Here is a 24,501-nt window from a genome sequence, read left to right as displayed (position 1 = left end):
GCGGGTGACATTCCGCATCAGCGCGCTAGATTGCTGTCATGCCGAGCAGGCCGGATAACGATCCGGAGCGATGATGCGGACAGCGCAAGTCACCATTTTGACGGCAAGCCTCCTGCTGGCAACAGCTGCCGTTGCCGGCGCCGGCCCCTGGCGGGCCGATCAAGGCAATACCCGCGGCTGGGATCTGATGAGCCCGGATGAGCGCATCGCGCATCAGGCGCGGGTGCGCGGTTTCACTGATTATCAGGCCTGCCTCGCCTATCGCACCGAGCATCACCAGCTGATGCAGCAACGCGCCGCGGCGCGCGGCCTGAAGCTGCCGGAGTCGGGCCGGAACTTCTGCGATCGCCTGAAACCCAATCCGGACCAGCCGTGATGGCGCCGCGCCGCCTGCCGGGTCTGCTGCGCTGGCTGTCGATTCCGCTGCTGACGCTGGCGGTGCCGCTGGGTTTTGCCTGGTGGGCGTTTCCAAGCGAACTGGCACCGCTGCGCGCTGCCGGCATCGTGGCCGGCTGGCTCGGCGGCGGGCTGCTCATGGTCAGCCTGCTGTTGATGCTGCGCGAGCCGCGGCTCGCCGATTGGCTCGGCGGGCTGGAGCGCATGTATCGCTGGCATCACACCACCGGCGTGCTCGCTTATGTGCTGCTGCTGATCCATCCGCTCGCGCTCGCCGCCAATGGCCTTGCGACCTCGCCGAGCTTCGCCTGGCAGACGCTGTCGGCGTTCGATGGCGGCTGGCCGGTGTGGACCGGCTGGCTCGGGCTGGTGGTCTTGATGGTCGGCCTCGCGACCGCGTTTAGCAAAAAACTGTCCTACGGTGTGTGGCGCTGGCTCCATGCCGGGCTCGCGATCGGCGTGCTGCTCGGGCTCATTCATCTGGTGCTGCTCGGCATCGACGAGCCGGTGCTGCCGATCATCGCGGTGGTGGCACTGATCGTCGGCTGGCGCGCGCTGCGCGGCGATCTCGGCCTCGCCGCCCGGCCCTACATCGTGGCCGAGGTGCAGCCGCTCACCGAGCAATCGGTCGAAATCGCGCTGCGGCCGCTCGGGCAGCCCTTGGCCGTGGCGCCGGGGCAGTTTCTGCTGGTGGCGTTCTATCGCGGCCCGAACTATCGCGGCTGCGGCGAATTCCATCCGTTCACGGTCAGCTCGGTCGAGCGGGGCGACATGCTGCGCATCGCGGTCAAAGCGCTCGGCGATTGCACGCGGCAGATGCTGACCATGCCGCGCGGCGTCGCGGCGCGCATCATCGGCGGTTTTGACAGCGTGTTTGCTCATCATGGCGCGGCACCGCAATTATGGGTGGCGGGCGGCATCGGCATCACGCCGTTCATCGGTCTGCTGCGCGCCGGTCCGGTACCGGCGCCGACCACGCTGCTTTATCTCTATCGCCACGAGAGCGACGCCGCATTTTTGGACGAGCTCAAGGCCTGCGCCACTGCGGATCCCCGGCTGACGCTGCAACTTGAGGCCACCGGCGATGCGCTGCCCGATCTCAAGCGACTCTTGCCGCAGACCGCGCAGCTCTCGGGCGTCGAATGCTATCTGTGCGGACCACCGGGTCTGATCAAAGGCGCGCGTGCGATGCTGCGCCGCCGCGGCGTCGGCGCGCGCCAACTTCATTCCGAGAAATACGAGTTTCGATGATGCAGCGCCTGTTTCTGACCTCGACCGCGGTGTTCTGGCTGGCCGTGCTCGGCTTCTGGATCGGCAGCCTGTCGGCGCCGATCGCGCAGCCGCCCGCGGCGCCAAGCATGCCCGATCGCGCGATTGGCGCGGCGGAGCTGGCACAACACGCCACGCCGCAAAGCTGCTGGATGGCGATCAATGGCGCGGTCTATGACATCACGGGCTATTTGCCCGATCATCCTTCGCGGCCGCAGATCATCGAAGCCTGGTGCGGCAAGGAAGCGAGCGACGCCTACGCCACCAAAACGCGCGGCCGGCCGCATTCGCGCGAGGCCGACCAGCTGTTGCCGAAATATCGGATTGGCCGGTTCGCGCCCTAGTCTAGCGGTTGGCCGGCAGCTCAGCGATAGACCTTGGCGGGATCGAACAGCCGCTCGGCGTCGACCGGCGTCAGCACCGGCGCGCCGGCATCGTCACGGTCGATGCGGCGATAGAAGCAGGAGCGCCGCCCGGTATGGCAGGCCGCGCCGCCGCCTTGCTCGACCCGCAGCCACACCGCGTCCTGATCGCAATCGATGCGCAGCTCCAGCACCTTCTGCACATGGCCGGAGCTTTCGCCCTTGCGCCACAGCCGGGCGCGCGAGCGCGAATAATACCAAGCCTCGCCGGTGGCGATGGTCTTGTTCAGCGCTTCCTCGTTCATGAACGCCACCATCAGCAATTCGCCGCTGGCATCGGTGGTGACGCAGGTGACAAGGCCGGCCGCGTCGAATTTCGGGCGCAGCGCGCTGCCCTCCTCGATATCGGCGGCGTGGGTTGAGGCAGACATGGGCAGTCCTCGGGTCGGCAGATAGCTTATAGCGTTTTCCAGCGAAGTGGATTCCGGTTCGCGTCAAGAAAACGCGTCAAAACATAAAGTTAGAGCTTCGGTTCTGATTCTATCAGAACCGAAGCTCTAGCTGCGGACCATCGACAGGAACCGGGCCTGTTCTGCGGGATTGTCGCGGAACACGCCGGTGAAACGGGTGGTGAAGGTTTTGGCGCCGCGCTTGGCGATGCCGCGCACCGACATGCAGGTATGCTCGGCCTCGACCAACACCGCGACGCCGCGCGGTTTTAGCACCTCATCGACCGCGGCGGCGATCTGCGCGGTCAGATGCTCCTGGGTCTGCAACCGCCGCGCGAACACATCGACCAGCCGCGCCAGTTTCGACAGGCCAACCACCCGCTCGACCGGGGTATAGGCGATGTGCGCCTGGCCGTAGAACGGCATGACGTGATGCTCGCAATGCGAGGTGAAATACATGTCGCGGATCAGCACGAAATCGTCATAGCCCGCGGTCTCGCCAAAAGTGCGGTTCAGCACCTCGGCCGGGCACTGGTGGTAGCCCTGAAACAGCTCGTCATAGGCCTCGATCACACGGCGCGGCGTATCGACCAGCCCTTCGCGCTCGGTGTTCTCGCCGATATAGGCGAGCAGCGTCTTGACCGCGGCTTCGGCCTCCTCGCGAGTCGGGCGAGGCTGATCAGGCAGTACCGCCGCATCGAGGAAATCAGAAGGGTCCAGTTCAGGTGCCCGAAAATCAGTCGGCTCATCACTCGGCTTGCCGCCGCGCAGGGGCTTGATCACCGCGTCCATCTCCACTCCGTTCGACCGGCCGCCAGGCCGGAGGTGTCACCGGGCAGACGTGGCAGCAAGGCCGCCGGGCGCCTGAAACCCCACCGCATATCGCGCCGAATCCTACCACGCCCTCCGGATCGCCGGTGTCGCAGAGTGCTCTGACATTCGCGATATCTCGCCCTATATAGGGTCGGGAACAGTTCCGCCAAGGGCGAAAATGAGAGTGTGTGGCAATCGATGCTGAACGACATCTATAATCAACGCATCATCGAATTGGCCGGCAATATTCCGCGGCTGGGCCGGCTTGCCGCCCCCGATGCCAGCGCCACCGCGCATTCCAAACTGTGCGGCTCCACGGTCAAGGTCGACCTGAAGATGGACGGCGACGTGGTCACCGACTTCGCCCATGAAGTGAAGGCCTGCGCGCTCGGCCAGGCGTCATCGTCGATCATGGCGCGCCATGTGGTCGGATCAAAATCGAGCGAGCTGAGAGAGTTGCGCGAAACAGTTCGCAAAATGCTGAAAGAAAATGGCGCCCCGCCCGAAGGCAAATGGGCCGATGTCGCGCTGCTCGAGCCGGTGCGCGATTACAAGGCGCGGCACGCCTCAACGCTACTGACTTTTGATGCGGTGGTAGACGCGATCAGCCAGATCGAGGCCAAAGCGTCCCCGGCCTCGCAAGCGACCGAAAAAGCAGGCAGCGCCGCCACTTAACGCCAACAGCTCAAACGCCGTCGAGCAGGCTGAACAATCGCCTGAACGAGCGCGGCCGCTCAGCGCGGCGGCTGCGGCGCCGCCATCTCCCCGTGCGGCTGGGCCGAGGCGGTCTTGGTCGCCTTCGAGGTGCCAAGCAGCAGATCGTGCGGCGCGGCGCCATCCTGCGGCGCGCGATCCTGATGCGGCTTGGCCGGCAGCTCGGCGACCAGATCGTCAGCCGGGCGCGGCAGCAGCAGATCGCCGGGCGCATCGGTGGTGATCAGCCGGGTCAGCCGCAATTCCTGCGGCGACAGCCGATACAGCTCCTCCCAGGGCGGCACGCTCAGCGCCAGCGCCAGCAGGTCGCCGGTCGCGCCCATCTCAAAGGTATATTTGGCCAGCCGGCCGATATCGCGCTCGACCACGGTCATGTCCTGAGCGCTGTAGCTGGCGGCGCGGGCATTGTCGGCGCGGTCGCCCATCCAGATCTGGTGGACCCGCACCTTGGCCTGCTCGGGCACATAGCGCGTCGAGCCCGACAGCAGCAGGAACACGCACATCGATTCGCAATAGGCCTCCGGCACCACCCGCGCCGAACCGCCGCCGCCCGGCGCCGGTGCCTCGATCGACAGGCCGACCGTGGTTTTCAGGCCGAGCGCCCGCCAGCGCCGTCCCAAGGTGATGGCGTCATTGACCGAACCGCCGCTGGAATCGAGCACCACGGTTGAGCCCTGCAGATCGCGGTCGCGGGCAAATTGCTCGAAATCGCGCGGCGTGTCGGCGGTGACCACGCCGACCGCGCTGATCCAGCCGCGGCAGTTCGGCTCGCAGTTCACCCAGCCAAACCGCATCGGCAGTTTGCGTTCTTCGAGAATCGCGCCCGCCTGGGCCGAGCTGCCGGCGTCTGGAAGGACCAGCGCAAAGCCGATCCGCAGCAGCACCGCGCCCAGCATCGCCTTGCCGAGAAACCTGAGGATCGTCACGCGCTTCAAGTCGCATCCTTCCTGCCGCCCGGCCTCGAGCGACGGCCCCGCCCCACACGTCTCACCTGTTACGCAAGTGCGCTAAAGGTATCTGTGGCGGGGTGCGCGGTCCATAGGACTTTTGCTGTGCTGGGGGCAAATATGTGCGATATTTCAGCACTGTGGCCAGTAGGCCGCCGTAAGTAATGCTCCGTATCGCGGGCGCCGCAGCCCAGCATTTAGGGTTTTATGTTACCTGTTATGAAAATCTCCCTGCCCTGTCCGGACTGCGCGCGCGCGCTGCTCAACCTGCCCCGCAATGCTGGCCGCGGCGCGATCTGGGTCTATCGGCACACGCTGTCGCCGCTGGTCGGCTATAATTGCCGGCATCTGCCGAGCTGCTCGGTCTATGGCGACGAGGCGATCGGGCGTTACGGTCTATGGGCCGGCGGCTGGATGACCTTGGCGCGGCTGCTGCGCTGCCAGCCCTGGGGCACATCGGGGATCGACAACGTGCCGCAGCAACTGCCGGCCGGGGCGCGCTGGTATCTGCCCTGGCGCTATGCCCGCTGGCGCGGGGTCAATGATGGCACCCCGTAACGTCGGCCGAAGACTTCAACCCTCGCTCACGGGCTTGGCGGCGGCCGTCAAAAACTGACGCAGGCCGGCCGCACCGCGACCAGCACCGATTGCTGCAAAAACTGGCGCTTATAGGCCTCGGCGATGTCGGCGAGCGCCGCCCGCGCTTCCGGCCGATCGGGGAACGCAATCATCACCAGCTTGCCGGGTTCGCGCACCAGCCGGCCGCGCGCCGGGTCGCGCCATTGCCCCACACTGTCCAGCACGGTGAAACCGGGGAAGCGCGGCGCGATCTGCGCGCCAGCAAAGCGGGCAAAATCGGCCTCGCTGACCCCGAGCCGGTCGCCGATATTGCGGCCGAACACCAGCTCGGCCGCGGCCATCGGTTGCGCCGGCGGCAGGCAACCCGTGGCCGGCAGCGACTGGCAGCCAGCCAGCGCCAGCCCTCCAGCTGCCAACGCGATCCACCCCGCCCGCATGGCCGATCCCCATCCTGTTCGCAAGGCAGCCTCGGCACGGCCACCGTTGCAACGCCCAATTCCGCTGCTATACCACAGCCTTACGCTTACCTGCGTTCGTTCGCAGGAGTGAGCCAGAGGAGAGCTCCATGCCTGACAAGTCTGCGCCCGCCCAGGGCTTTCAATTCACCCTCAGCAATCTGAAGCCGGTCACCCAGCCGCCCAAGATCACCGTCACCTTCCCTGACGGCAATACCCGCGAGTTTCCGTACGGCACCACCGGCCTTGAGATTGCCAAGAGCATCTCGCCGTCGCTGGCGAAACGAACCGTGGTGATGGCGCTGGATGGCGTGCTGACCGACCTCACCGATCCGATCGTCCAGGACGCCCGGCTGGAATTCGTGTCGCGCGACGACCCGCGCGCGCTGGAGCTGATCCGGCATGACGCCGCCCATGTGATGGCGGAAGCGGTGCAGACGCTGTGGCCGGGTACCCAGGTCACGATCGGCCCGGTGATCGAGAACGGCTTCTACTACGACTTCTTCCGCAACGAGCCGTTCACACCCGAAGACTTTCCGGCGATCGAGAAGAAGATGCGCGAGATCATCGCGCGCGACCAGCCCTTCACCAAGGAGGAATGGACCCGCGACGATACCCGCAAGGTGTTCGAGGACAAGGACGAGCGCTTCAAGGTCGAGCTGCTGGAAGCGATCCCGGCCGACCAGAGCATCAAGATCTATAAGCAGGGCGACTGGTTCGATCTGTGCCGCGGTCCGCATATGGCTTCGACCGGCAAGATCGGCACCGCCTTCAAGCTGATGAAGGTGGCCGGCGCCTATTGGCGCGGCGACAGCAACAATCCGATGCTGACCCGCATCTACGGCACCGCCTTCGCCAAGCAGGACGACCTCGACGCCTATCTCAAGCAGATCGAGGAAGCCGAAAAGCGCGACCACCGCCGGCTCGGCCGCGAGCTCGACCTGTTCCACTTCCAGGAAGAAGGCCCGGGCGTGGTGTTCTGGCACCCGAAGGGCTGGACCCTATTCCAGTCGCTGGTGTCCTATATGCGCCGCCGGCTGGATGGCGATTATGCCGAGGTCAACGCGCCGCAGATTCTCGACAAGGTGCTGTGGGAGACTTCGGGGCACTGGGAGTGGTACCGCGAGAACATGTTCGCGGCGCAGTCCGCCGGCGAAGAGGCCGAAGACAAGCGCTGGTTCGTGCTCAAGCCGATGAACTGCCCGGGCCATCTGCAGATCTTCAAGCATGGCCTGAAGAGCTATCGCGATCTGCCGCTGCGGCTCGCCGAGTTCGGCGTGGTGCATCGCTATGAGGCGTCGGGCGCCATGCACGGCCTGATGCGGGTGCGCGGTTTTACCCAGGACGACGCCCATGTGTTCTGCACCGAGGCGCAGCTCGCCGAGGAATGCCTGAAGATCAACGAGCTGATCCTGTCGACCTATTCCGACTTCGGCTTTGGCGACATCGTCGTCAAATTGTCGACCCGTCCGGAAAAGCGGGTGGGTAGCGATGAAAGCTGGGATCACGCCGAGCGGGTGATGGCCACCGTGCTCGCCGAGATCGAGGCCAAGTCGGGCGGCCGCATCAAGACCGCGATCAATCCCGGCGAAGGCGCGTTCTACGGGCCGAAGTTCGAATATGTGCTGCGCGATGCGATCGGCCGCGATTGGCAATGCGGCACCACCCAGGTCGACTTCAACCTGCCAGAACGGTTCGGCGCGTTTTATATCGACGCCGACGGCGCCAAGAAGACGCCGATCATGGTGCACCGCGCGATCTGCGGCTCGATGGAGCGCTTCACCGGCATTCTGATCGAGCACTTTGCCGGTCACTTCCCGCTGTGGCTGGCGCCGCTGCAGGTGATGGTCACCACCATCACCTCGGAGGGTGACGACTACGCCAAGGTGGTCGCCGCCGCGGCCCGCAAGGCCGGGCTGCGGGTCGAGATCGATCTGCGCAACGAGAAGATCAACTACAAGGTGCGCGAGCATTCGCTGGCCAAGATCCCGGCGCTGCTGGTGGTCGGCAAGAAGGAAGCCGAGAACCACACCGTCTCGATCCGCCGGCTCGGCAGCGATGGCCAGACCATCCTGCCGCTCGATGAGGCGATCGCCGCCTTGGTTGACGAGGCAACCCCGCCCGACGTCAAGCGCGCGAGGAGCGAGGCGTGAGCGAGGTCGTCGACGAACAGCAGCTGCCGGCCTATCCGATCCGGGCCTATCAACTGATCCCGCATCCGGATGATCCGGCGCTGGTGGCGCTCGCCATCGAGACCGAGCGCGGCCACAGCCTGTTCCTCGCCACCCGCGAAATCCTCCAAGACCTCGGCCGCGACCTGCTGGCGCGCGCCGAGCTGACCCCGCCCCGCAACCGCAAGCCGCCGGCCTGACCGCCGGCGGCGACTGCCAGCGCCCCCGCGGCGCTGGCGCTGCCCTTCCCTTCGACGCCAGCGCGCCGCGGCGTCGCCGCTGCTCCGGAGACCCCATGTCCGACATCATCGAATTCATGAAGACCCGCCGCTCGGTGAAGCCGCGCGAAATGACCGGCCCCGGCCCGTCCGCGGCCGAACTCGACACCATCCTCACCATCGGCGCGCGGGTGCCCGATCACGGCAAGCTGGCGCCGTGGCGCTTCATCGTGTTCGAGGGTGACGGCCGCGCCCGCGCTGGCGAGGTGATCGCGCGGGTGTTTTCGCAAAAGCACCCGGACGCGACCGAGGCCGACATCGCCGCCGAGCGCAAGCGCATGATGGACGCACCGCTGGTGATTGCCGTGGTGTCCGTGCCGAAATCGCATCCCAAGGTGCCGCAGTGGGAGCAGGAATTGTCGGCCGGCGCCAGCGCCATGAACATCGTCGCCGCCGCCAGCGCGCTCGGCTATGGCGCCGCCTGGATGTCCGGCTGGATCGCCTATGACCGCGACGTGCTGACCGGCCTCGGCCTGCGGCCCGAGGAAAAGCTCGCCGGCTTCATCCATATCGGCAGCCGCAGCGCGGCTTTGGAAGACCGGCCGCGCCCGGACCTCGCCGAGATCGTCACCCGGTTCTAAGCGACGTTTTTCCTCCCCTCGCACGCCAGCGGTGGGGAGGAACAATACTGTTCAGCCTGCTGTTCAGTCTCCTGTTCAGTTTCAGCCGCGCGCGGCCTCTGCCCGCCAAACTGCGCCAGCAGCGCCGCGACTTCGGCGCCCGGCCGCGCCGGGCTGAACAAAAACCCCTGGCCCTCATTGCAGCCTTCAGCGCGCAGCCAATCGAGCTGCTCGGCACTCTCCACGCCCTCGGCGGTGGTGGTGATATTCAGGCTGCGGCCGAGCCCGGAAATGGCGCGCACGATCGCCAGACAATCCGGGCGATGCGCCAGATCCTGCACGAATGAGCGGTCGATCTTGATCTTGTCGAACGGAAAACTGCGCAGATAGCTCAGGCTGGAATAGCCGGTGCCGAAATCATCCATCGAGATGCGCACGCCGAGATCGCGTAGCTGATGCAGCGTCGCCAGATTGGCCTCGGTGTCGGCCAAAAACACCGTTTCGGTGATTTCGAGTTCGAGCCGGCTGGCCGGCAGCCCGGACTGCGCCAGCGCGCTGAGCACCGCCTGCACCAGATGGCGGCTGCGGAACTGGACCGGCGACAGATTGACCGCGACTTTGACCGGCTCCGGCCAGCTCGCCGCTTCCGCGCAGGCCTGGCGCAGCACCCATTCGCCGATGCCGACGATCAAGCCGATATCTTCGGCGACCGGCACGAACTCGGCCGGCGAGATCATGCCGCGCTCGGGGTGGCGCCAGCGCAGCAGCGCCTCAAAGCCGGCGATCCGGCCCTCCGCCAGCCCGATCAGCGGCTGATAGTGCAGCTCGAACTGGCCGCTGGCAAAAGCACGGCGCAGATCGATTTCGAGGTCACAGCGGCGCTGCGCCAGCCGGTCCATTTCCGGCTCGAAGAAGTGATGGCAGTTGCCGCCGCTGTCCTTGGCGCGGTCGAGCGCCATGTCGGCATTGCGCAATAGCTCGTCGGCGGTGCCGCCGTCGCTCGGCGACAACGCGATGCCGATCGAGGCACCGATCACCACGTCAAGCCCGTCGATCGTGTATGGCACGCTCAGCCGTTCGATCAGCGCGGTCGCAACATCGCTGGCCTCATTGGGCGATGCGATCTGCGCCAGCACGATCACGAATTCATCGCCGCCGAGCCGTGCCACCAGATTGCGGCCGCTGATCTGCTGGCGTAGCCGCTCGGCCACCATTTGCAGCAGCCGGTCGCCGATCGGATGACCAAAGGCGTCGTTGACGTTCTTGAACAGATCGAGATCGACACACAGCACCGCGACATGGCTGTCGGGCGCGCGCAACTCCAACAGGTTTTGCAAGCGCTGCTGATTGGCTTCCCGGTTGTGCAGCCCGGTGAGCGCGTCATGTTGCGCCATATAGGCGATGCGCGCTTCGGCCTTGCGGCGCTCGGTGACATCGACGATCGCGACCAGATAGCCATCCTGCCCTTCAAAGGCGACCCGGCGGCCGAATGCCACGATTTCAATCTCGGTGCCGTCGGCCTTGAGGTGACGCCAATTGCGATCGATCAGGTAATTGTCGCCGGCCTGCTGCAACGCATTGAGATGGGCTTCACGCTCATCGAGCGGCCAGATCTCCGGCACCCTCATGCCGAGAAACTCATCGCGGCTGTAGCCATAGTGAGCGATCGCGGCGTCATTGACCTTGAGAAATGCCAGGTTGCCGGGATCGATCACCAACATCGGCATCGGGTTGTGGTCGAATAGCAGCCGGAACGACGCCTCGCGGCGCTTGAGCGAGGTGACATCGGACATGGTGACCGACAGCATATCGCCGCAGGCGGTGGCGCTGAGCGACAAGCTGCGCTGATCGGAGTCGATCTCCAGCTTGCTGTTAATGTGGCCGTCGATCACCTGGCGCAGCCATTCGATCACGGCCGTGGACGCCAGCAGATGACTGCCGGCGCGCAGCCGGCTCCACAGCAACGCCTGCGCCGGCTGCCCCAACAGCCGCGCCGCCGACGGATTGAGATGCACGATATGAAAATCGCTGCTGCGCTGCTGATGGTCGCGGATCGCCGCCAGCGACAGAATGCCGTCGTCGGTGGTGGTGAAAATCGAGTCGAGCAGATGGTAGCGCCGGCCCTGCTCGTTGACATAGACGCCGATCAGCGTGCCGCCCCAGCGCGACGCGGTCGGCAATGCCAGCAGTTCATATTTCTGCACCAGCCCATCGCGCACGCAGCTCGCCACCGCCAGATGCGGGCGCTGGTTCTGCAGCGCGTTGCGGGCCACCTGCGCCAAGGCCAGCGCGCAATCGGGCGGCACGTCGCTGAGCGGCACATTCCAGCGATCATGGCCGACCCAGCTCTGCACATAGCGGCCGGTACGCGACAATTCGAGGTCGTCACCGTCCACTTTCAGCAGCGCGATATGATCGGCAAGCCGCCCGAGGCTGCCCAGCATCACTTCCTCATAGCCGGGCAGGCCCTGCCCCGGCAGCACAGCCGCTTGCCACTTGCGCTGCAAGACGGCGAGATCACTGCCAAACTGAATGTCCGGATTTTGGGATGACGCGCTGACGGTCGTCACGTTTCCTCGCAGTGCAACTAACAACTACAGATGCCGCACCGAAAACCGCGCTGCTTAACGTCGCGTGTAATTTTATCGTGATCGCCCGGCCGCAGGCGATTATGACGCTTTTAAGTGGGACGATGGTTAGTTGCCGTTAGCGACCATGACAGTGCGATGAAGCACGGCTGACAGCAAGGTTACGCTTAGCGCGCGATCACTTCGACCTCGCCGTCAACGCCGTTGACGACGTTGAAGGTGCGCTCAAACATCTTGCCTTCGTTCTTGGCAATGGCGCGGTATTGGCCTTCCGACAGCACCACGCGCGGGAACGCGCCGATCGATTCCTTCACGGTATCGCCGCCGGGCGTCAGCACCGACCAAGCTGTGTTGGCAAGCGCTTCGCCGCCCTGCTCGCCGACCAGTTTCAGCGTGATCACCGCGGCGCGGTGCGTCACCGTGACGTCGGTCAGCTTGCCGGCCTGCACGCGGATGTCGGAGCGCACCGAGGAGTTGGCGTCGCCATAATTGGAGATGATGTAGTAGGTGCCTTCCGGCAGCAGCACCACGTCGCCGGCAACTACCGATTGCACCACCGGCGCGCGCTCGCCGCCTTCAAACTGGCTGCCCTTGAACACGCTGAACGAAATCTGGTTTGGCGGAATCTTGCTGCTGCCGACCCGGCCTTCGATCCGCAGCCCGCCTGCCGGCAGCAGGAAGGTTTCGCGGTCGGTGTCGGACTTGATGGTCACCGGGCGCACCGCGCTCACCAGACCATGGGAAACGTGCACCACATAGCTGCCCGGGGTCAGCACGATGTTGGGCGTGGCGTTGCGGTCCTCGCGGACCAGCTTGAAGGCGCCGGTTTCATCGGGCCGGTCCGAATAGACCCGCCACACCAGGCCGCTATTGATCACCGGCAGGTCCTTGCCATAGCGGGCGCTGAGCGCCAACACCCCTTGCGGCGGCCCGGACACCGCCGGGGTCGGCAAAGGCGAGATCGCCGGCGGCGTCACCGCGGCAACGGGAGGCTGCACCAAGGGCGGCGGCAGGCTGGGCGCGGCGGCCGGCCCGGACGGCGGCGCGAGGCTGACGGCTCCGCCCGACGGCGCTTCCGGAACCGCGGCCGGGGGAATCGGCGGCGGCCGATCGCTGAACAATTGCGCCTGCGCGGTCGTTGTCACGCCAAACACGCACAACAATGCCAAAACAGCCATGCGCCCAGCTGCGCCGCGCCTGGAATCTGAGTCAGCTTTGTCGCTTCCGATCATATCGATGGTTTTCACTGAAAACGCGGCAAATTCAAGCCTATGTCGCGCGATCTCGGCTGAACTGGTGCCCAACGGCACGAGCCGCCCGGGGCCAGTGCGGGATCGCGGCAGCGCATCATGGGACGCTGAGCGTCATGGAACGGCGAGATTTTGCGATTATCTCAAAGGGTGCAATGCGTGACGAGGAGACTGCGATGCTGGAAAATCTGATCGGACGAGGCCAACAGCCGGCCGCTGGCCGGGACAAGATCGGGCTCGGCAGCATCCGGCGGCCGGTGATCGGGCTGGCGCTCGGCGGCGGCGCCGCCCGCGGTTTTGCCCATATCGGGATTTTGCGCACGCTGCTCGCCGCCGGAATCGTGCCTGACGTGGTGGTTGGCACCTCGATCGGCGCGGTGGTCGGCGGCTCCTATGCCGCGGGCCATCTCGACGCGCTGGAGGATTGGGCACGCAGCCTGCAGCCGCGCAACATTTTTGGCTATCTCGACATCCGGCTGAACGGTTCCGGGCTGATCGGCGGCGAGAAGCTGGCGACCCAGCTCGAAAACACCATCGGCCCGGTGCAGATCGCCGATCTGCCGGTGAAATTCGCCAGCGTCGCCACCGAGGTGCGCACCGGCCACGAAATCTGGCTGACCCAGGGCCGGCTGGTCGATGCGATCCGCGCTTCCTATGCCCTGCCCGGCATCTTTGCCCCGGTGCTGGTCGGCGACCGCTGGCTGGTGGACGGCGCGCTGGTCAACCCGGTGCCAGTGTCGGCGGCGCGGGCGCTCGGCGCCGAGATCGTGATCGCCGCCAACGTGTCGAGCGATGTGGTCGGCCACGGCACCACCATCTTCTCCCATGGTTCCCAAGGCCCAGCCCTGGAAGACAGCGAGCCCGCCGCAGAAACCCCGGCGCCGAAGCGCGGCATCGGCCGGTTCTTCTCGCCGGAATGGATCGTCAAGCGCGAGATCTTTGGCACCCCGGAGCGCCCCGGCATCTCCACCGTGATGGTCGATGCCTTCAACATCATGCAGGACCGCATCACCCGCGCCCGGCTGGCCGGCGATCCCCCTGACCTTCTGATCTCGCCGCGGGTCGGCAAGATCGGCTGGTTCGACTTCCACCGCGCCGATGAATTGATGGCGCACGGCACCCGCGCCGCGGAACGCGCCATCGAGTCGATCCAGGAAGCGATCGAGTCAATCGCTCCGGAAAAACCGGTCGGGCGGATTGGTGAGGGGTGATACCAGCGCCGATCGCCGCCCGCGCGCGGCGGCGTGCGCACGCAACAGGCAGCAGGTAGCCCGGATCAGCGCAGCGCCATCCGGGGATCAAGCTTGCCGAGGACACGTCTGACGGCCAGCGATCAGGCGGTCTTGATGTAGTCCTGCAGCGCCTGCTGTTCGTTTTCGAATTCGCGCAGCCGCGATTTGACGATGTCGCCGATCGAGATCACGCCGATGATCTCGCCATTCTCGACCACCGGCAGATGGCGGAATTTGCGGTTGGTCATCAGTTCCATGATCGAGCCGACCGTATCGGTCTGCCGGCAGCTCACAACATTGCGGGTCATCACCGCGCTGACCGGCAGCGTCAGCACCGCGGCGCCGAATTCGCCGATGCTGCGCACCACGTCGCGCTCCGACAAGATGCCCTGCAGCCGCCCTCGGCTCAGCACCAGCACCGCGCCGATGCGGCGATCGGCCAGCACCTTGGCCGCTGACGCGAGCAGCGTATCCGGCTCGATCGCCACGATCTGCCGTCCTTTGGCTTCGAGAATTGCGCGTACCGTCATGTGTTGCCTCCCATGGCTGCTGGCGCCCTTGGCGGGCGCTCGTGACTTTGGGACTGCTAACTGGACCGCGTTCCATCAATCGGCCGGGGCCGCCAGACCAGGTCCGGCGCACCGCCGCAGCCTGCATGGGCCGCCAGCGGCGGCCTGCTCTCAACGCTTCACGTAACGATCATGGATCAAGCGGCGGAGGCGCGCAAGGTAATACCAAACCGCCGAACGCGTTCGTTACCGGGTGGCGCCGGCGTTGTCCTGCGGCACCGGGTCGAACAGCGAGAACAGCAGCAGGCCGGCAAAGAAGCCGCCGATATGCGCCTGCCAGGCCACGCTGGCACCTTCGGTGCCGACCGCGATCGAGCCGACCCCAAACACGATGTTGATGCCGAACCACACCGCCAGGAACGCCAAGACGCGCGGGTCGCGCAGCGCCTCACTGAGCGGCTGGGCCGGCACACGCGCCGCCTCGTCGGCATCATCGCCAAGCCGGAACGACAGGAAGCCGCCCTGAACGAACGCGAAGCGAATGGCCGCTGCCATCGCCCCGGACACCGCCGCCGAAGCCCCGACCATCGGAGCGACGTCATGCGGATGGGTGAACAGATGCGCGAACGCGCCGGCGACCGCGGTCACCGCCATGAACATGAAGAACCGCGCCGGCCCAAAACGCCGCGCCACCGCGCTGCCGAACGGCAGCAGCCACAGCACGTTGAAGGCGATGTGGCTGAAATTGGCGTGCAGCAGCGAATAGCTGACGAACGACCAAATCTTGGCACCCTCGCCGCCCGCGAACGGCGTGTCGAGCAGCGTGTCGCCATAGCGCTGCGGAATGAACCCGAAAGCCTCGGTCGCCCAATTGTCATATTCCGGCGGCAGCAGCATCCGCAAATGGATCACGGCCAGCAGCAGAATATAGGCGCTAAGCGCGCCCGGCAGCGTCAAGATCGGTTCGCGCGACGAAGGGGCGGTGTGCAAAGGAGATGCCTGCGCTGGAGGGGCTCGGGTGAGCGATGGGGCCCCAATAAGCGCGTTGGCGACGCGGTGCAAGCCGCGCCACGGCGAATCAGGGCGTGACAGACAGAACGCTAAACGACCGTGGAACCGGGCCCAAAGGAAAAGAAAAAGGGAGGAAGCTGAGAACTTCCTCCCTTGAACGACGCCGGCCTGTTTTAGGAACGAAGTCCCACTCGGCCGTTCTGCTTTGAAGCCTGCCCTGTAAATACAACCGACAATCTGGCGATCGGCGGCCTGGAGTGCGGCCACCGTAGCAGAGCCGCTGATGCCGGCAAGCGGCTAGTTAACCTACGGTTAACGATACAAATCCGGGGTTAACTGCCAAGGGGGAGCCCCACGGCATAGACGATGCAGGTCTGGTCACGCACAACAGGTTGTAGATCGGCGCTGCTCTAAAGCGGGACAGAACTGTCCCAGCAGCGCCAAATGCGGGTCAGGATTTGCGTATGAAGCATCCGTCGAGCCGGGCGTTATACGCCTATTGGGACGACCAGCGCGGCACTGCCAAGGCGCCGGACCGTACCCAATTCGAGCCGGGAGCGGTGCGGGCACTGCTGGGCGACAGTTTTGTGCTGGCTTACCGGCCGGAAGCCGGTCTGCCGTTCCGGGTCGCGGGCACGAGGGTGTGCGCCCTGCTCGGCCGCGACGTCAAAGACGAGGCTTTTGCGGCGCTGTTCGCCCCCAAGAACCAGGATGCCGTGCAGGATCTGGTGGCGGTGGTCGCCGAAGACCTGCTGCCGACCGTCGCCGGCGTCAGCGGCGAAGCCGAGGACGGCAGCATCACGCCGTTGGAAATGCTGCTGCTGCCGTTCAATCCCCGGCCCTATACCCCGGCCAGCCTGACCGGGCTGCTGACCCCGCTGCATCCGGTGCGCAGTCCGATCGGCGATCTGGTGCTGACCTCCTGGCGGGTGCTGCAGCCGCCGGTGCGCCGTCGCAATATCCATCGGCTGGCGGTGGCGCGCGGCCTGACCGTGTATGAACGCGTCCGCTAAGCGACCTCGTTCTATCGCCCTGCGCAACGCGGCGGCCCGGGATCATTTCTTGTAAGCACATCAACATCATCGGCGCGACACGCGGATTGACTGTGCCAGTCTTGCTAACGCAGTGTTAACCTTGCGTGCTCTAGCTTGCGACCAAGGGTGGTACCGGCTAACGGGTGACAGCATGGCGTTGGCCGAACAGAAAGCGTTGTTTCCGGGAACCGAGGAGCGCCGCCGCTTTCAGCGCGTCAAGGTGCACCTGCTCGGGCGCTATATGCTGCCTGACCGCCGCGAGTTCCCCTGCCAAGTGATCAATATGTCGCCCGGCGGCCTGGCAATGCTGGCGCCGGGCATCGGCAATGTCGGCGATCGCGTGATCGCCTATCTCGATCACATCGGCCGCGTCGAGGGCAAGATCACCCGGATCATCGACAACGGCTTTGCGATGACGGTCGGCGCCACGCCGCGCAAGCGCGACAAGCTGGCGGCGCAGCTAACCTGGCTCGCCAACCGCGACATCCTCAATCTGCCGGAAGACCGCCGCCACGACCGTATCGTGCCGCGCAACCCGGCGGCGACCTTGATGCTGGAAGACGGCAGCCGCCACAATTGCCGGATCATCGACATGTCCCGCTCCGGCGCGGCGATCGCGGCCGAGTTCCGGCCGCCGCTGCGCTCGCGGGTGGTGCTGGGCCGGGTCCACGCCCGGGTGGTCCGCCATCTCGAAGAAGGCTTCGCGCTCGAGTTCATCCACGAGCAACTCGCCGAGACGCTGGAAAACAGCGTTACCGCGCAGTAAAGCGCCGCGGCACCCAAAATCCCATTCTGCCGCCCTTTGAAGGCGTTGCGCCGGCCGCGGGGCGGACGGCGCGCCGCCGTTTGCACCCCCCGCAAAAGTTAACGTCACCGCGGCGCCACTGCGACGCCGCCGATCCGGCGGGCGTTTACTGGTTAAAGATACAATTTGAATCAAATGGCGATCGATCCAATTTGAAGCAAATTCGTTTCAAGTAGGGTTCAAATATAGTTTCGTATTTGATTGATATTTCTCTCAATTGTACTTGCGGTACTTAGCGGCCACGCAAGCCGTTTGTGCAAATGATGGTCCCCATAAAAGTGCGGGGGCCACAATGGGTTTGAGCAGGAGTTTTGGGACGGTGGTTGCGATTGCAGCGCTCGTCCTGACAGCGTCCAAGTCCGTTGCTTCAGAGCGGGTGATGTATGCGAGCCTGGGTGAGACCGCTCGCGCGCCGATCGGCTGGGTGGAATTTTGTTCTGAGAATCCGACCGAGTGTCCGAATGGCACGAGCCAGGCCCGCGACGTGGTGATGTCGCAGACCGCCTGGAAGGATTTGGTTCGCGTCAATCGCTACGTGAACGAGACGATCAAGCCGATCACCGATGCTGAGCATTGGGGCGTGATCGAAAAGTGGTCGCTGCCGACCGACGGTTATGGCGATTGCGAAGACTACGTGTTGCTGAAGCGCAAGCTGTTGATCGATGCCGGCTGGCCTCGCGAGGCGCTGCTGATCACCGTGGTGCGCGACAAGAAGGGCGACGGCCACGCCGTGCTGACCGTCAAGAGCGACAAGGGCGAGTTCGTGCTCGACAACCAGAACGAGGACATCGTGGCCTGGACCGAGACTGGCTATCGCTTCGTGAAGCGGCAGTCGCAGAGCGATCCCAACACCTGGGTCGCACTGGGCGATGCCCGCCCGGCGATCGCCACCGCCAGCGCGCCGCGCAGGTAACAATAGGAGAAACGCGACCCGGTCACCCCACCCCTCCCCGTCCCAGACCGGATCGTGGCGGCCAGCCTTCCCCCAAGGGCTGGCCGCATCGCTTTTGGAGGGGCCAAAGCGAGCTGACGGGACGCTTGAACAGCAACTGCCGTGGTCGATTGCACAGCCAAGCTGATCGCCGAAGCATCAGAGGCATCAGATGCGCGGAACAGCCTTGACCGTGCAGTTCTCGTTGAACGGGCCGCCGTCGCACTGGGTCGTCGGCGGTGCCGGCGGCGCGACAGGTTGCGGTTGAGGTTGTGGCGCCGTTGGCGCCGCGAACAGATTGACAGCGCGGCCGGACTTGTCGAACACGACATTGTCGATCTGCCGGCCGTCGCTCCCAAAACAATAGCGCGAACACGGATCTTCACCGGCAGCCGGCTTGTTCTTGACATGAACGCCGCAGCCATCGGGACAGGTCGCAACACAGGTCCCGCCGGTCTTGATCGGGGCTTCACAGGTTTTCGCTGCCACGGAGGCAGCGCTGACGCCACACACCAAAGCAGCGGACGATATCGTGAGAAATAATCGGGTCATCGAAAACCTCCTGCGGCAACACATGCGGAGGATGCGCCGAGCAACAACACGCGCCTTGCGCGCAATCAACACGTGGTTGCAATCAGCTACCGCCGCCCGCAAAAGCAGCAGCACCAACCTCCATCCGCTTTTCTCAAAACGGCTGGAACTAGCGACTTGCGTCAGATGCCATCGGAGACCCGCGCCACCGCGATCTTGGCGCGCTTTTTCAGCATCTCGAGCTTATCCTTGACATCGCTCATCGATTGGGCGTCGAAGTCGCGGAAGATGAAGGCGTGCAGCGCCTCCCAGCGCGCCGACAGGTCGGCGATCTGCTGGCGCGCCAATGGCGACAGCGACATCAGCACCACCCGGCCATCGGCCGTGGAGGTTTGCCGGATCACCAGGCCAAGCTTTTCCAGGATTTTGGTCTGAGTGGTGACGAAGGTCGACACCGCGTGGATCTTGGCGGACACCTCACCGACCGACACACCGCCCCCTTGGTCGAGATCATTGATCGCCATCACGATCAGCCATTGCGAGCCGCTGATGCCGAACAGCTTGGCCCAGGATCGCCGGATGTCTTCCAGATGATTGCTGATCGCCACAAAGTCCCAAATGATCTGATGGGACAGACCGTAATCGCGGTGGGGATCGGGCATGGCGTCGTCGCCCTTGGCCGTTTCACCGGCCGGCTCCGGATCATGTCCGGTCAAATCGTCGCGTGAGGCGTTGTGCCTACTCGGCATCGCCTATCCCTCCACCGAATATCCCCCCAACTGCCAATTTCGACAACAGGCCCGTTCCAGCCCTTGATCGATCAACAGTCGATTTTTTCTCTTTATAGCCGAGCCTGCCCGCAGCCGGAAGTCAAAGCAAAAACAGACAGCCTGGTGCTCACTTGTCGCCCACTCTGAACCATTTTGACCATTTATGACAAGGGGATGGCACTGTTGCCTGAAAACAACAAAACTCTGGAAACACATTAGCTCACTATGTTTTATAGTTTCCTTCACCAAAACCCGCCGGTAAGTTCCCCGATGCAGACGGAGGGGGGCACCTCGAAGTCGCTCCGTTTCAGACCAAAAAGCTCTCACGCGAGGCAAGTCGTCAGCTTTCTGAACGGGACCGAGGATCAGCCATCGCCGGCGCTGTCGCTGCGATGCTGATCCATCAAGCAAACTTGGAGGTTTGATATGAATTTTGTTAAGGGCCTCATGCTCGGCACCGCGGCGACCATGCTCGCCACTGCTGGCGCTCAGGCGGCGGATCTCCCGCTCAAGGCCAAGGCGGTCGAGTATGTGAAGGTCTGCTCGCTGTATGGCGCAGGCTTCTATTACATCCCCGGCACCGACACCTGCATCAAGCTGGGCGGCTACACCCGCGCCGAAGTGGCGTTCAACGCCTCCGGCATGACCGGTACCCCGGCCTGGAGCGGCGCCGCCGGCCAGGACAACCGCCTGAAGAACGACTACATCTTCCGCACCCGTCAGAGCGTCAACCTCGACACCCGCACCGCCACCGAATATGGCGTGGTGCGCACCTATTTTGACGCGGTGTTCACCTGGACTTCGGGCAGCAGCACCTCGACCATCGCTGGCGGCGATGTCGGCGTGTTCTTTGCCTTCGTGCAGTTCGCCGGCTTCACTTTCGGTAAGGCGGTGTCGCAGTTCTCGGCGCCGTGGAACGGCACCCCGGGCAACATCACCTCGAACCTGCTCGGCGGCGACGACACCTCGACCGGCATCAACCAGATTTCGTACACCGCGCAGTTCGGTAACGGCGTGTCGGCGGCGATCTCGCTGGAAGACCAGTCGCGCTATCGTCAGTCGCAGCTGTTCAACGTCAACGGCGTTGGCGCTGCTTACGCGGGCGATGCCGCTTCTTACCTCGCGGGTCTCGGCTCGGGCGTGAACAACTACGCCGGCGTCCAGGTTCCGGACATCGTCGGCCAGGTTCGGGTCGACCAGGCCTGGGGCCTGTTCCAGGTCGCGGCGGCTGCGCACCAGGTGCGTGCCTCGTACTATGTGCCGACCGACGAGTCGACCGGCCACCCGGGTGACAAGTGGGGCTATGCGGTGATGGCCGCGTTGTCGCTGAAGAACCTGCCGACCGGCGCTGGCGACAGCATCAACGTCGACGCGGTCTATGCTGACGGCGCTTCGCGTTACGTGATCGGCGGCACCACCGTGAACACCTTCTCGATGTTCGGTGGCAGCGGCCTCGCCTACCAGAGCGTCGGCTTCGGTGCGGCGGCGGACGGCATCTTCGCCACCAACGGCGGCATCGAAACCACTAAGGCCTGGGGCATCCGCGGCGCCTTCAACCACAACTGGAACCAGAACTGGGCGACCTCGATCTTCGGTTCGTACAGCTCGCTGGAATACAGCAGCCAGGGCAAGGCTTGGTACACCCAGGCTCTGCAGAGCAAGGTCGGCACCGGCGTTGTCGGTAGCCCGGACTTCAACATCATCCAGATCGGTACCCGCACCGCCTGGACCCCGGTCAAGAACCTGACCTTCACCGGCGAAGTGATGTGGACCAAGCTCGACCAGAACTACTCGGGCGTGACCACTGCGGTGAATGCGGGTGGTACCAAGCCCACCGGTCAGACCTACGAACTCAAGGATCAGGACACCTGGTCCGGCGTGATCCGCGCTCAGCGGAACTTCTGAGGTCCTTACCGATAAGGAGTTCGCTCCTTCTTCTGTAAACCTCCAAGTGCCCCCCGGCGATGCCCCGCCGGGGGGCTTTTCTTTGTGCAGATGAGCACGCGCCACCGCGGCGCGCAGCGAATGAGCGTCGCGCACCACCAAGCGCTTGGCGCCGGGCAAAGCTTGTCACCGACTACGGCCGGCAGCTCATTCAAATTGGAAAACGGAAGCGGCGCGCTGAGCGCACGTCTCATCGCTTGGCGCACGCCGCGTCGCTTGATGAACCAATGCTCGCGGCGCAGCGATCAGCAGCGGTGCCCTCTCGTTGACGCGCGCTCACGCGCCGAGCTTTGCTCAACGCAAAACCGCGACACGGAATTCTGCTGGAACGCGATGTAATGCAATTAGCCGCCATCGCTCTAGCTACCGCGAGCGATGACGAGCGCAGCGTGCGTGGTTCAGCCGATCTTCTTCAGGCTCTTGCGATAGCGCTGGCCGTTGGCGACGTAGAACCCGGCGCCCGCGGTCATGGCGGCAACCTGCTCCGGCTCCAGCGTGCGGATCGCACGCGCCGGCGCGCCGATGATCAGCGAACGCTCCGGGAACTGCTTGCCCTCGGTGATCACCGCGCCCGCGCCGACCACACAGCCGCGCGCCAGCTTGGCGCCATTCATCACCACCGCGCCCATGCCGACCAGCACGTCGTCCTCGACGGTGCAGCCGTGCAGAATGACGTTGTGGCCGATCACGCAATTGCGCCCGACCGTCAGCGGGAAGCCCGGGTCGGTGTGGCAGGTGGCGTTGTCCTGAATGTTGGAGCCGTCGCCGATCGCGATCCACTCATTGTCGCCGCGCAGCACCGCGCCGAACCAGATATTGGCGCCCTGCCCGAGCCGAACCTTGCCGATCACAGCCGCCGAGTCGGCGACGAAATAGTCCTGGTCAGCGGGCAGTTCCGGGCCCTGCCCGTCGAGTTCATAGATCGCCATGCCAAGGGGTCCTGCGGTCGGAGAAACGCTGCCCCCTGGCTACACCAAGCCCCGCCAGATGCAAGACGGTACGCGCGCGCAGCTTGTCGCGTTTTCGAGCGAAGTGGACACCGGTTCGCGTCAAGAAAACGCGTCAGAACATCCAGTCAGAGCTTCGGTTCCGATTCCATCAGAACCGAAGAAGCTCTAACCCAACAGCCCGAGCGCCCGCAGCACCATCACCACCACGGTGCCGGACATCATGCTCCAAAACCCGGCCAGCACCGTCGCCAGCATCACGAATTCAAAGCGGCGGCGCTCGCAGCGGTCGACCCGCAGCGTGTTACGCATGATGATGAACGGCGCGGCGAAAGCCAAAAACGGCACCGCGGCAAAGGCGCGCGGAGAAGCGCGGTCCTCCAGCAGGCCAAAGCTCGCCTGGCGCTGCGCAAATGCTTGATAGGCGCTGACCAAAGCGCCGGCCAACGCAAAGCCAATCATCAGTGACAGCAAGTGATTCAGTGTCTCCGGCGACATCGGGCTTTCCTCGCTCCACGACCGTCCCGGTGCTTGAATCGCAGAACGCCGCCCCGGCCGCCACCCTATCCTTAAGAAAGGGTTAATGCCGCGCCGGCAATTGCAGCCAGCGATCAGCCCAAAACCGTTCGGCTGCGCGCGCCCGCGTGCGATAGTCGCCCCTGATTCGTCTGCTCTTTGCTGTTGGTCAGTCCCGCTTTGGCATCTTCCGCTCGCACCGCTGCCCCTCACCGCAAGCCCGCTCACGGCCAGCGCTGGCCGCTGATCGCCTCGGTGGTGATCGCCTGTGCGGCGATCGCGATCATCTATCACCTGCTGCGGCCGACCTGGCATGTCGAGACCGTCGACGGCCCGGGCGAGACGCCGCTCAGCATCGGCGGCACGCTGTTCAACGTGCCGACCGCAGCGTTCCGCATCAAAGTGCAAAAGCACGCCGGTCCGCAGGAGCGCGTCGATCTGAACTTCGACTATCCATCGCTGCAGCCACCGGACAAGCCCAAGCACGTCACCACGGAAACCGCCGATCAGACGCGGCTCCCTGAACGGATCTTTTTGTCGATCGCGGCGCATAACGACGCGCTGTCGCCGGAACAGCGGCTGCGCACCATCTACCCGCGCTATTTTGCGCCGGGTCAGCCGGCGACCGACGCCGATGGTCTCAGCCGGCAGACCTTTCGCGCCGGCACGCCTTATGCCGACGAAGACCTTTTCATCGGCACTGATCCTGACCTGGCGGCGCGCTGTACCCGCGACGGCATGACGCCGGGCAGCTGCCTCAGCGAACGCCGTGTCGGCGGTGCCGACCTGACCTTCCGCTTTCCGCGGCAATGGCTGACGCAGTGGCGCGAGGTCGCAACCGCGATCGATCGGCTGACGTCACGGGTGTCGAGCGTTCATCGGCAGCACTGAGCGGCCAGCCGGCAAGGTTGCGATCGCCGCACGGCAACGCTGCTCGCAACGCCGCGCCGCGCTTTTTTCGGATCAAATGCGTAAGGAAAATGATGGCGGCGATCGCGCGCAGCGCAGGCCTGTTCTGAACTGAGACAGCACGCTGCACTTCGAACAAGGCGCAGCGATTATTATCGAGACACTGTTATTGCGACAGCACGTATTGCGACAGCACGCTGCGGCAATCGCATCGGCGATCACCGCAGCGCATCGTGGTGGTGTTACTCGGCGTCGGCCAGATCGTCTTCCAGAATTGCCATCTGGAACTGATACGAGCGATCGTCATCCTCGTCGTCGACGAACAGCACGCCGATGAACTCTTCGCCGATATAAACCTCGGCCGAGTCTTCCTTTTTCGGCCGCGGCACCACGCGGATCTTCGGGTTGCCGAACACCCGTTTGAGGTAAGCGTCGAGCTTTCTGACTTCCTGAACGTCCACGGAGATCTCCAATGCGATTGTGCTGGCGGATGCTTAGTCCGTGATCGCGCCCGCTGCCAGTCATTTTGGC

Annotated in this window: 27 protein-coding genes; 14 read left to right on the top strand and 13 right to left on the bottom strand. The window is 64.7% G+C overall.

All coding sequences use genetic code 11. From position 1 onward, the window contains the following. Positions 1–73 precede the first annotated feature (73 nt). The 3 genes from BJ122_RS00470 to BJ122_RS00460 are packed head-to-tail and all read left to right on the top strand — an operon-like array spanning position 74 to position 2,009. Entirely contained in the window at positions 74–376 is a 303-nt protein-coding gene (locus BJ122_RS00470) for a hypothetical protein (RefSeq protein ID WP_245407549.1), read from the top strand. Continuing rightward, entirely contained in the window at positions 376–1,647 is a 1,272-nt protein-coding gene (locus BJ122_RS00465) for a ferric reductase-like transmembrane domain-containing protein (RefSeq protein ID WP_110779237.1), read from the top strand. Before BJ122_RS00470 ends, BJ122_RS00465 begins: the two co-directional genes overlap by 1 nt. Next, a complete protein-coding gene (locus BJ122_RS00460; RefSeq protein ID WP_110779236.1) occupies positions 1,644–2,009 on the top strand; it encodes a cytochrome b5 domain-containing protein in 366 nt (121 codons plus the stop codon). The genes BJ122_RS00465 and BJ122_RS00460 overlap by 4 nt, the downstream gene beginning before the upstream one ends. 20 nt (positions 2,010–2,029) lie before the next feature. Here BJ122_RS00460 and hisI read toward each other — a convergent pair whose 3' ends face one another. Beyond that, a complete protein-coding gene (hisI, locus tag BJ122_RS00455) occupies positions 2,030–2,458 on the bottom strand; it encodes a phosphoribosyl-AMP cyclohydrolase (RefSeq protein WP_103012902.1) in 429 nt (142 codons plus the stop codon). A gap of 126 nt (positions 2,459–2,584) precedes the next feature. Beyond that, positions 2,585–3,268, bottom strand: a complete 684-nt coding sequence (gene folE, locus BJ122_RS00450) for a GTP cyclohydrolase I FolE (RefSeq protein WP_110779235.1) — start codon at positions 3,266–3,268, stop codon at positions 2,585–2,587. Positions 3,269–3,487: 219 nt separating this feature from the next. Here folE and BJ122_RS00445 point away from each other — a divergent pair, with 219 nt between their 5' ends. Continuing rightward, the gene (locus BJ122_RS00445; protein WP_110779430.1) at positions 3,488–3,964 is read left to right on the top strand and encodes an iron-sulfur cluster assembly scaffold protein; all 477 of its coding nucleotides are present in this window, start codon (positions 3,488–3,490) and stop codon (positions 3,962–3,964) included. 59 nt (positions 3,965–4,023) lie between these two features. On the opposite strand, the gene BJ122_RS00440 is transcribed toward BJ122_RS00445, so the two are convergent. Further along, positions 4,024–4,899, bottom strand: coding sequence for a COG3904 family protein (locus BJ122_RS00440; protein WP_110779429.1), 876 nt, complete (start codon positions 4,897–4,899; stop codon positions 4,024–4,026). A gap of 270 nt (positions 4,900–5,169) precedes the next feature. On the opposite strand from BJ122_RS00440, the gene yidD reads away from it, so the two are divergent. Continuing rightward, positions 5,170–5,508: a membrane protein insertion efficiency factor YidD gene (gene yidD, locus BJ122_RS00435; RefSeq protein WP_110779234.1), complete on the top strand. Its 339-nt coding sequence runs from the start codon at positions 5,170–5,172 to the stop codon at positions 5,506–5,508. A 47-nt stretch (positions 5,509–5,555) separates the two neighbouring features. On the opposite strand, the gene BJ122_RS00430 is transcribed toward yidD, so the two are convergent. Further along, complete coding sequence (locus BJ122_RS00430; protein ID WP_110779233.1) at positions 5,556–5,966, bottom strand: DUF3574 domain-containing protein; 411 nt, start codon at positions 5,964–5,966, stop codon at positions 5,556–5,558. 128 nt (positions 5,967–6,094) lie between these two features. Here BJ122_RS00430 and thrS point away from each other — a divergent pair, with 128 nt between their 5' ends. The 3 genes from thrS (at position 6,095) to BJ122_RS00415 (ending at position 9,014) form a co-directional block, all read left to right on the top strand. Beyond that, positions 6,095–8,137 (top strand): threonine--tRNA ligase, encoded by a 2,043-nt coding sequence (gene thrS / locus BJ122_RS00425; RefSeq protein ID WP_110779232.1) that lies wholly within the window; start codon positions 6,095–6,097, stop codon positions 8,135–8,137. Then, a complete protein-coding gene (locus BJ122_RS00420; protein WP_110779231.1) occupies positions 8,134–8,355 on the top strand; it encodes a hypothetical protein in 222 nt (73 codons plus the stop codon). The genes thrS and BJ122_RS00420 overlap by 4 nt, the downstream gene beginning before the upstream one ends. A 95-nt stretch (positions 8,356–8,450) precedes the next feature. After that, positions 8,451–9,014 (top strand): nitroreductase family protein, encoded by a 564-nt coding sequence (locus BJ122_RS00415; RefSeq protein ID WP_110779230.1) that lies wholly within the window; start codon positions 8,451–8,453, stop codon positions 9,012–9,014. Here the strand turns inward: BJ122_RS00415 and BJ122_RS00410 are convergent. Both BJ122_RS00410 and BJ122_RS00405 read right to left on the bottom strand, forming a co-directional pair. Next, the gene (locus BJ122_RS00410) at positions 9,011–11,563 is read right to left on the bottom strand and encodes a putative bifunctional diguanylate cyclase/phosphodiesterase (RefSeq protein WP_245407548.1); all 2,553 of its coding nucleotides are present in this window, start codon (positions 11,561–11,563) and stop codon (positions 9,011–9,013) included. The two genes, BJ122_RS00415 and BJ122_RS00410, sit on opposite strands and share 4 nt — an antisense overlap. 185 nt (positions 11,564–11,748) lie before the next feature. Further along, a complete protein-coding gene (locus tag BJ122_RS00405) occupies positions 11,749–12,759 on the bottom strand; it encodes a hypothetical protein (protein WP_245407547.1) in 1,011 nt (336 codons plus the stop codon). Positions 12,760–13,007: 248 nt separating this feature from the next. Between BJ122_RS00405 and BJ122_RS00400 the strand changes: the two genes are divergently transcribed. After that, the gene (locus BJ122_RS00400) at positions 13,008–14,042 is read left to right on the top strand and encodes a patatin-like phospholipase family protein (RefSeq protein WP_110779426.1); all 1,035 of its coding nucleotides are present in this window, start codon (positions 13,008–13,010) and stop codon (positions 14,040–14,042) included. A 122-nt stretch (positions 14,043–14,164) separates the two neighbouring features. Here the strand turns inward: BJ122_RS00400 and BJ122_RS00395 are convergent, their stop codons facing one another. Together BJ122_RS00395 and BJ122_RS00390 are read right to left on the bottom strand one after the other, a co-directional pair. After that, complete coding sequence (locus BJ122_RS00395; RefSeq protein WP_110779229.1) at positions 14,165–14,593, bottom strand: CBS domain-containing protein; 429 nt, start codon at positions 14,591–14,593, stop codon at positions 14,165–14,167. 225 nt (positions 14,594–14,818) lie between these two features. Further along, positions 14,819–15,562 (bottom strand): rhomboid family intramembrane serine protease, encoded by a 744-nt coding sequence (locus BJ122_RS00390; protein WP_110779228.1) that lies wholly within the window; start codon positions 15,560–15,562, stop codon positions 14,819–14,821. Positions 15,563–16,047: 485 nt separating this feature from the next. Between BJ122_RS00390 and BJ122_RS00385 the strand changes: the two genes are divergently transcribed. The 3 genes from BJ122_RS00385 (at position 16,048) to BJ122_RS00375 (ending at position 18,335) form a co-directional block, all read left to right on the top strand. Then, positions 16,048–16,596, top strand: a complete 549-nt coding sequence (locus BJ122_RS00385) for a PAS domain-containing protein (protein ID WP_110779227.1) — start codon at positions 16,048–16,050, stop codon at positions 16,594–16,596. Between the two features lie 172 nt (positions 16,597–16,768). After that, complete coding sequence (locus BJ122_RS00380) at positions 16,769–17,383, top strand: PilZ domain-containing protein (protein ID WP_110779226.1); 615 nt, start codon at positions 16,769–16,771, stop codon at positions 17,381–17,383. A gap of 331 nt (positions 17,384–17,714) precedes the next feature. After that, on the top strand, positions 17,715–18,335 hold the full coding sequence (locus tag BJ122_RS00375; RefSeq protein WP_110779225.1) for a transglutaminase-like cysteine peptidase: 621 nt from the start codon (positions 17,715–17,717) through the stop codon (positions 18,333–18,335). A 186-nt stretch (positions 18,336–18,521) separates the two neighbouring features. Here BJ122_RS00375 and BJ122_RS00370 read toward each other — a convergent pair whose 3' ends face one another. Together BJ122_RS00370 and BJ122_RS00365 are read right to left on the bottom strand one after the other, a co-directional pair. Continuing rightward, positions 18,522–18,905 (bottom strand): hypothetical protein, encoded by a 384-nt coding sequence (locus tag BJ122_RS00370; RefSeq protein WP_146227123.1) that lies wholly within the window; start codon positions 18,903–18,905, stop codon positions 18,522–18,524. Positions 18,906–19,066: 161 nt separating this feature from the next. Further along, positions 19,067–19,633, bottom strand: coding sequence for a MarR family winged helix-turn-helix transcriptional regulator (locus BJ122_RS00365; RefSeq protein ID WP_110779223.1), 567 nt, complete (start codon positions 19,631–19,633; stop codon positions 19,067–19,069). A 447-nt stretch (positions 19,634–20,080) separates the two neighbouring features. Between BJ122_RS00365 and BJ122_RS00360 the strand changes: the two genes are divergently transcribed. After that, entirely contained in the window at positions 20,081–21,559 is a 1,479-nt protein-coding gene (locus BJ122_RS00360) for a porin (protein ID WP_110779222.1), read from the top strand. A 437-nt stretch (positions 21,560–21,996) separates the two neighbouring features. Here BJ122_RS00360 and BJ122_RS00355 read toward each other — a convergent pair whose 3' ends face one another. After that, positions 21,997–22,527 carry a gamma carbonic anhydrase family protein gene (locus BJ122_RS00355; protein WP_027277575.1) on the bottom strand — a complete coding sequence of 177 codons (531 nt, stop codon included), beginning with the start codon at positions 22,525–22,527 and terminating at the stop codon, positions 21,997–21,999. Between the two features lie 186 nt (positions 22,528–22,713). After that, positions 22,714–23,043, bottom strand: coding sequence for a DUF6949 family protein (locus BJ122_RS00350; protein ID WP_110779221.1), 330 nt, complete (start codon positions 23,041–23,043; stop codon positions 22,714–22,716). A 198-nt stretch (positions 23,044–23,241) separates the two neighbouring features. Between BJ122_RS00350 and BJ122_RS00345 the strand changes: the two genes are divergently transcribed. Then, entirely contained in the window at positions 23,242–23,952 is a 711-nt protein-coding gene (locus tag BJ122_RS00345; protein WP_110779220.1) for a hypothetical protein, read from the top strand. Between the two features lie 260 nt (positions 23,953–24,212). Here BJ122_RS00345 and BJ122_RS00340 read toward each other — a convergent pair whose 3' ends face one another. Continuing rightward, the gene (locus BJ122_RS00340; RefSeq protein WP_027277578.1) at positions 24,213–24,431 is read right to left on the bottom strand and encodes a DUF3126 family protein; all 219 of its coding nucleotides are present in this window, start codon (positions 24,429–24,431) and stop codon (positions 24,213–24,215) included. Between the last annotated feature and the right edge of the window lie 70 nt (positions 24,432–24,501).

This window comes from Rhodopseudomonas faecalis (genome assembly GCF_003217325.1).
GTDB classification, from domain to species: Bacteria; Pseudomonadota; Alphaproteobacteria; order Rhizobiales; family Xanthobacteraceae; genus Rhodopseudomonas; species Rhodopseudomonas faecalis.
This window is presented reverse-complemented; position numbering and strand designations above follow the sequence as displayed.

What these genes read in the sequence shown, in the direction of transcription:
- BJ122_RS00465 (WP_110779237.1), top strand. Translation starts at nt 376, where the DNA reads ATGGCGCCGCGCCGCCTGCCGGGTCTGCTGCGCTGGCTGTCGATTCCG.
- BJ122_RS00470 (WP_245407549.1), top strand. Translation starts at nt 74, where the DNA reads ATGCGGACAGCGCAAGTCACCATTTTGACGGCAAGCCTCCTGCTGGCA.
- BJ122_RS00350 (WP_110779221.1), bottom strand. Translation starts at nt 23,043, where the DNA reads ATGTCGCCGGAGACACTGAATCACTTGCTGTCACTGATGATTGGCTTT.
- hisI (WP_103012902.1), bottom strand. Translation starts at nt 2,458, where the DNA reads ATGTCTGCCTCAACCCACGCCGCCGATATCGAGGAGGGCAGCGCGCTG.
- BJ122_RS00395 (WP_110779229.1), bottom strand. Translation starts at nt 14,593, where the DNA reads ATGACGGTACGCGCAATTCTCGAAGCCAAAGGACGGCAGATCGTGGCG.
- thrS (WP_110779232.1), top strand. Translation starts at nt 6,095, where the DNA reads ATGCCTGACAAGTCTGCGCCCGCCCAGGGCTTTCAATTCACCCTCAGC.
- BJ122_RS00370 (WP_146227123.1), bottom strand. Translation starts at nt 18,905, where the DNA reads ATGACCCGATTATTTCTCACGATATCGTCCGCTGCTTTGGTGTGTGGC.
- BJ122_RS00460 (WP_110779236.1), top strand. Translation starts at nt 1,644, where the DNA reads ATGATGCAGCGCCTGTTTCTGACCTCGACCGCGGTGTTCTGGCTGGCC.
- BJ122_RS00360 (WP_110779222.1), top strand. Translation starts at nt 20,081, where the DNA reads ATGAATTTTGTTAAGGGCCTCATGCTCGGCACCGCGGCGACCATGCTC.
- BJ122_RS00415 (WP_110779230.1), top strand. Translation starts at nt 8,451, where the DNA reads ATGTCCGACATCATCGAATTCATGAAGACCCGCCGCTCGGTGAAGCCG.
- BJ122_RS00355 (WP_027277575.1), bottom strand. Translation starts at nt 22,527, where the DNA reads ATGGCGATCTATGAACTCGACGGGCAGGGCCCGGAACTGCCCGCTGAC.
- yidD (WP_110779234.1), top strand. Translation starts at nt 5,170, where the DNA reads ATGAAAATCTCCCTGCCCTGTCCGGACTGCGCGCGCGCGCTGCTCAAC.
- BJ122_RS00430 (WP_110779233.1), bottom strand. Translation starts at nt 5,966, where the DNA reads ATGCGGGCGGGGTGGATCGCGTTGGCAGCTGGAGGGCTGGCGCTGGCT.
- BJ122_RS00400 (WP_110779426.1), top strand. Translation starts at nt 13,008, where the DNA reads ATGCTGGAAAATCTGATCGGACGAGGCCAACAGCCGGCCGCTGGCCGG.
- folE (WP_110779235.1), bottom strand. Translation starts at nt 3,268, where the DNA reads ATGGACGCGGTGATCAAGCCCCTGCGCGGCGGCAAGCCGAGTGATGAG.
- BJ122_RS00405 (WP_245407547.1), bottom strand. Translation starts at nt 12,759, where the DNA reads ATGGCTGTTTTGGCATTGTTGTGCGTGTTTGGCGTGACAACGACCGCG.
- BJ122_RS00385 (WP_110779227.1), top strand. Translation starts at nt 16,048, where the DNA reads ATGAAGCATCCGTCGAGCCGGGCGTTATACGCCTATTGGGACGACCAG.
- BJ122_RS00365 (WP_110779223.1), bottom strand. Translation starts at nt 19,633, where the DNA reads ATGCCGAGTAGGCACAACGCCTCACGCGACGATTTGACCGGACATGAT.
- BJ122_RS00375 (WP_110779225.1), top strand. Translation starts at nt 17,715, where the DNA reads ATGGGTTTGAGCAGGAGTTTTGGGACGGTGGTTGCGATTGCAGCGCTC.
- BJ122_RS00380 (WP_110779226.1), top strand. Translation starts at nt 16,769, where the DNA reads ATGGCGTTGGCCGAACAGAAAGCGTTGTTTCCGGGAACCGAGGAGCGC.
- BJ122_RS00440 (WP_110779429.1), bottom strand. Translation starts at nt 4,899, where the DNA reads ATGCTGGGCGCGGTGCTGCTGCGGATCGGCTTTGCGCTGGTCCTTCCA.
- BJ122_RS00445 (WP_110779430.1), top strand. Translation starts at nt 3,488, where the DNA reads ATGCTGAACGACATCTATAATCAACGCATCATCGAATTGGCCGGCAAT.